Origin of the sequence: Methylobacterium sp. CCH5-D2, assembly GCF_001556475.1 — a bacterium.
Classification (GTDB): domain Bacteria; phylum Pseudomonadota; class Alphaproteobacteria; order Rhizobiales; family Beijerinckiaceae; genus Methylobacterium; species Methylobacterium hispanicum.
On the sequence record NZ_LSIX01001104.1, the window covers coordinates 1 to 4,004 of the forward strand.

General features: G+C 68.9%; 3 protein-coding genes. 1 reads left to right on the forward strand and 2 read right to left on the reverse strand.

Annotated features, from left to right (window positions below; all coding sequences use genetic code 11):
• Nucleotides 1-171: 171 nt before the first annotated feature.
• Together AX737_RS29685 and AX737_RS29690 are read right to left on the reverse strand one after the other, a co-directional pair.
• Nucleotides 172-1,116, reverse strand: a complete 945-nt coding sequence (locus AX737_RS29685; protein ID WP_066927608.1) for a D-2-hydroxyacid dehydrogenase — start codon at nt 1,114-1,116, stop codon at nt 172-174.
• Between the two features lie 175 nt (nt 1,117-1,291).
• Nucleotides 1,292-2,500 carry an aminotransferase class V-fold PLP-dependent enzyme gene (locus tag AX737_RS29690; RefSeq protein WP_066927610.1) on the reverse strand — a complete coding sequence of 403 codons (1,209 nt, stop codon included), beginning with the start codon at nt 2,498-2,500 and terminating at the stop codon, nt 1,292-1,294.
• A 686-nt stretch (nt 2,501-3,186) separates the two neighbouring features.
• Between AX737_RS29690 and AX737_RS29695 the strand changes: the two genes are divergently transcribed.
• Nucleotides 3,187-4,004 (forward strand): UDP-2,3-diacylglucosamine diphosphatase (locus tag AX737_RS29695; RefSeq protein WP_066927612.1); only part of this gene is annotated, 818 nt, incomplete at its 3' end.

The following is a 4,004-nucleotide window of genomic DNA, read 5'->3' on the forward strand; positions in this document are numbered from 1 at the left end:
GCGGGTCCCCTCTCCTGTAGGGAGAGGTCTGCTTTCGCAGAAAGCCGGGTGAGGGATATGAGGCGGCCGGTGAGGGCTCACCCTGAACGCGCGTCGATGGCGCGCTCAGGCCTGCACCGTCATACCCCTCACCCCAACCCTCTCCCTATGGGAGAGGGCGCGCGTCGCGGTTCAGCCCTCGACCACGTTCTGCGGCTTGCCGGCCACGAAGGCCTCGACGTTGTCGACGAGCTGGTCGGCGAGGATCTGCATCGCCTCCTTGCTGGCCCAGGCGACGTGCGGCGTGACGATGAGGTTCGGCAGGTCCGCCTCGCACAGGATGTTGCCGTCCTTCGGGGGCTCCTGCGCCACCACGTCGAAGCCCGCGCCCGCGATGGTGCCGTTCTTGAGGGCCGCGAGCAAAGCCGCCTCGTCCACCAGCCCGCCGCGGGCCGTGTTGATGAGGATGGCGCTCTTCTTCATCTTGGCGAGCTGCTCGGCCCCGATCAGGTTGCGGGTGTCGGGCGTCAGCGGCACGTGCAGGGTGATCACGTCGGACTGGGTGAGGATGGTCTCGAAATCGACCAGCCCCTCCTGCGGGAAGACGTCGTAGGCGAGGACCTTCATGCCCAGCGCCTCGGCGCGCTTAGCGATCGACTTGCCGAGCGCCCCGTAGCCGACGATGCCGAGCGTCGAGCCGGCGATGTCGTAGATCGGGTAGTCGAAGTAGCAGAACTGGGTGGACTTGGCCCAGTCGCCCCGGCGCACGGAGTTGGCGTACGGCACGATGGCGCGGCGCAGCGCGAACATCAGCCCGACCACGTGCTCGGGCACGGTGTTGAAGGCGTAGTTGCGGATGTTGACGACCGTGACCCCTTGCGCCTTCGCGGCCGCCTTGTCGACCACGTCCGTGCCGGTGGCCGCGACCGCGATCAGCTTGAGGTCCGGCAGCTGCTTCAGCGTCTCGGCGCGCATCGGCACCTTGTTGATCAGCGCGATCTCGGCGCCCTTCAGGCGCTCCACGGTATCCTCGGGCGACCAGGTCGACTCGTACTCCACGTACTCGTGCGGGAAGTTGAATTCCCGAACCTTGGCGTCGAGGGATTCGCGGTCGAGGAACACGATCTTCTTCGTCATGGAACCCTCTCTCGGCAGCGGACGCGTCCTCCGGGCCCCGGTTGATCCGGGTGCCTCGGCCGGTCCTGCGCGGGCGCGCGCACCGGTCTTCTTCCTTGGACCCGCCGGCCTCCTCAAGCCCGCGGGTCGGGCCGCGGGGCGTTGTCCCCGCGGCCTTTCTCCGATCCGTGCCGGATCAGTTCTTGTTGAGCGGGTTCTCGCGCAGGTAGTTCGCGGCCGCCGCCACGCCCGAGCCCGGGGTCACCTTGAGCCCGCAATCGTTCATCGCCATCTCGGCGCCCGCGATGGCGCCCAAGAGCGAGAGCTCGTTCAGGTCACCCACGTGGCCGATGCGGAAGACCTTGCCGGCGACCTGGGAGAGGCCGGCGCCGAGGGCGAGGTTGTAGCGCACGAAGGCGTGCTTGATGATCTGGGCCGCGTCCACGCCCTCCGGTACCACGATCGCCGTGACGGTGTCGGAGTTCCACTTCGGGTCCTTGGCGCAGGTCTTCAGGCCCCAGGCCGCGACCGCCTGGCGGGTGGCCTCGCCGAGCACGTGGTGGCGGTGGTAGACGTTCTCCAGCCCCTCCTCGAACAGGCAGGCCAGCGCCTCGCGCAGGCCGTAGAGCAGCGGCAGCGACGGGGTGTAGGGGAAGTAGCCGGCCGGGTTCTGCTTCCGGTGGTCCTCCCAGGCGAAGTAGACGTGCGCGAGCCGGTCGTTGCGGCCGGCGGCGCCCTCCGAGACCTTCAGCGCCTTCGGGCTGACGCAGATCACGCCGAGGCCGGCAGGCAGCATCAGGCCCTTCTGCGAGCCGGCGATGGCGCAATCGACCTTCCACTCGTCCATACGGAAGGGGAGCGAGCCGATCGAGGACACGCCGTCCACGAAGAGCAGCGCCGGGTGGCCGGCCGCGTCGATGGCCTTGCGCACCGCGCCGATGTCGCTGGTGACGCCCGTGGCGGTCTCGTTGTGGACCACCATCACGGCCTTGATCTCGTGGTTGGTGTCGGCGCGCAGCGCCTCCTCGATCTTCTGCGGGTCGGCGCCTGTGCCCCAGGCCTCCTCCTGCACGACGACGTCGAGCCCGATGCGCTGGGCCATGTCGATCCAGAGGTGGCTGAACTGGCCGAAGCGCGCGGTCAGCACCTTGTCGCCGCGGCAGAGCGTGTTGGTCAGCGCCGATTCCCAGATGCCGGTGCCGGAGGCCGGGAACAGGAAGATGGTGCCGTCGGTCGAGCCGTAGACCTTCTTGGTGTCCTCGAAGAGGGGCTTGGTCAGCGCCGGGAAATCGACCGAGCGGTGGTCCTCGGAGGGCACCAGCATCGCGCGCTGGACCCGGTCCGGGATGTTGGTCGGGCCCGGCACGAAGAGGTGATTGCGACCGGGACGTCGGGTTGCCGCCATGATGTTTCCTCCAATTGCTTGAATTGATGCGCTGCCGGCTTCGCGGCCGGCGTCGTCGGGTCGTGCACGGACCGGGCGGGACGTGGGAAGTGTGCCGGGCGGCGCGTGCGGTGTCCCCGGTCGCCCGGGTGAGCCCGCCGCTGGTTCGGATCGTCGGTCACGCGGAGCGGCGTGGCGGCCTCGCGCCGCTCGCGTCGCGGCATGCTGCGCATGCCGGTCGCCTCCGTTGTACCGCGCTCATCCTGCGCCGGCCGGGTCGCGCTTTCAAGCGCTCTGCCGCGTCATCGACACCTTCCTCCCGGTCGCCCCGACACTTCGAGGCGGGTCCGCGCCGCCACTGGGCCGGGAATGATTATGGACGGTCAAGTCACGGAAAGAAAACCGGAAAAACTTCTCCGGACTGGAAAAAAAATTTGCCCTGGTCGACGAGGGCGGAACCCGTGATTGACTGTTTTGTGCTGCATCGCAGCATGGGCGGCGCAGCAATCGACCTTGTCTCTGCTGTGCGCCGCCGATCCATGGCCCTGCCTCCCGTCTCGCGGGACGGTCGGCGCGGCGCCGCGCGGGTCGAGCCCGCTTCCGGCCAGCCGTGCGCCCCCGGACCGGCCTGCGTCATCAAACTGAGATCGGATTCCGGTTTGGCTCCGGCTCGCCAGAGCAGGAGGCGCGGGATGCGGGATGCGCGCGTGAGCGAGGAGCCTGAGACGGTGCGCGTCCGGACGCTGTTCCTGTCCGACACGCATCTGGGCACGAAGGGCTGCCAGGCCGGGCTTCTGCTCGACTTCCTCAAGGACTACGACGCCGACGTGATCTACCTCGTCGGCGACATCGTGGACGGCTGGCAGCTGCGCTTGGGCTGGTACTGGCCGCAAGGCCACAACGACGTGGTGCAGAAGCTTCTGCGCAAGGTCCGCAAGGGCGCCCGCATCGTCTACGTGCCGGGCAACCACGACGAGTTCCTGCGCGACTACATCGGCACCACCTTCGGCGGCATCGAGATCGCCGAGAGCCGGATCCACGAGGCCGCGGACGGGCGGCGCTACCTCGTCATCCACGGCGACCAGTTCGACATGGTGGTGCGCCACGCCCGCTGGCTCGCGCATCTGGGCGACGGGGCCTACACCTTCGCGCTCTGGGTCAATACGGGCCTGAACCGGGTCCGCCGCCGGCTCGGGCTGGCCTACTGGTCGCTCTCGGCCTGGGCCAAGCTGAAGGTGAAGAACGCCGTCAACTTCATCGGCCAGTTCGAGCAGTTCCTCGCCGACGAGGCCCGGCGCCAGGGCGCCGACGGGGTGATCTGCGGCCATATCCACCACGCGGCCAACCGCGAGATCGACGGCCTGCGCTACCTCAACACCGGCGACTGGGTGGAATCCTGCACGGCGATCGTCGAGCACTACGACGGCCGCATGGAGGTGCTGCACTATCCGAGCCTCCTGCGGGCCCGCGCGTCGGCGGCTGCGGAGGCGGCGGAGGCCGAGCCGCCGACGCGCGGGCCCGCAGG

Bases quoted from the DNA above. Each gene is read 5' to 3' on its own strand.
- AX737_RS29690 (WP_066927610.1), bottom strand. From the start codon at position 2,500: ATGGCGGCAACCCGACGTCCCGGTCGCAATCACCTCTTCGTGCCGGGC.
- AX737_RS29685 (WP_066927608.1), bottom strand. From the start codon at position 1,116: ATGACGAAGAAGATCGTGTTCCTCGACCGCGAATCCCTCGACGCCAAG.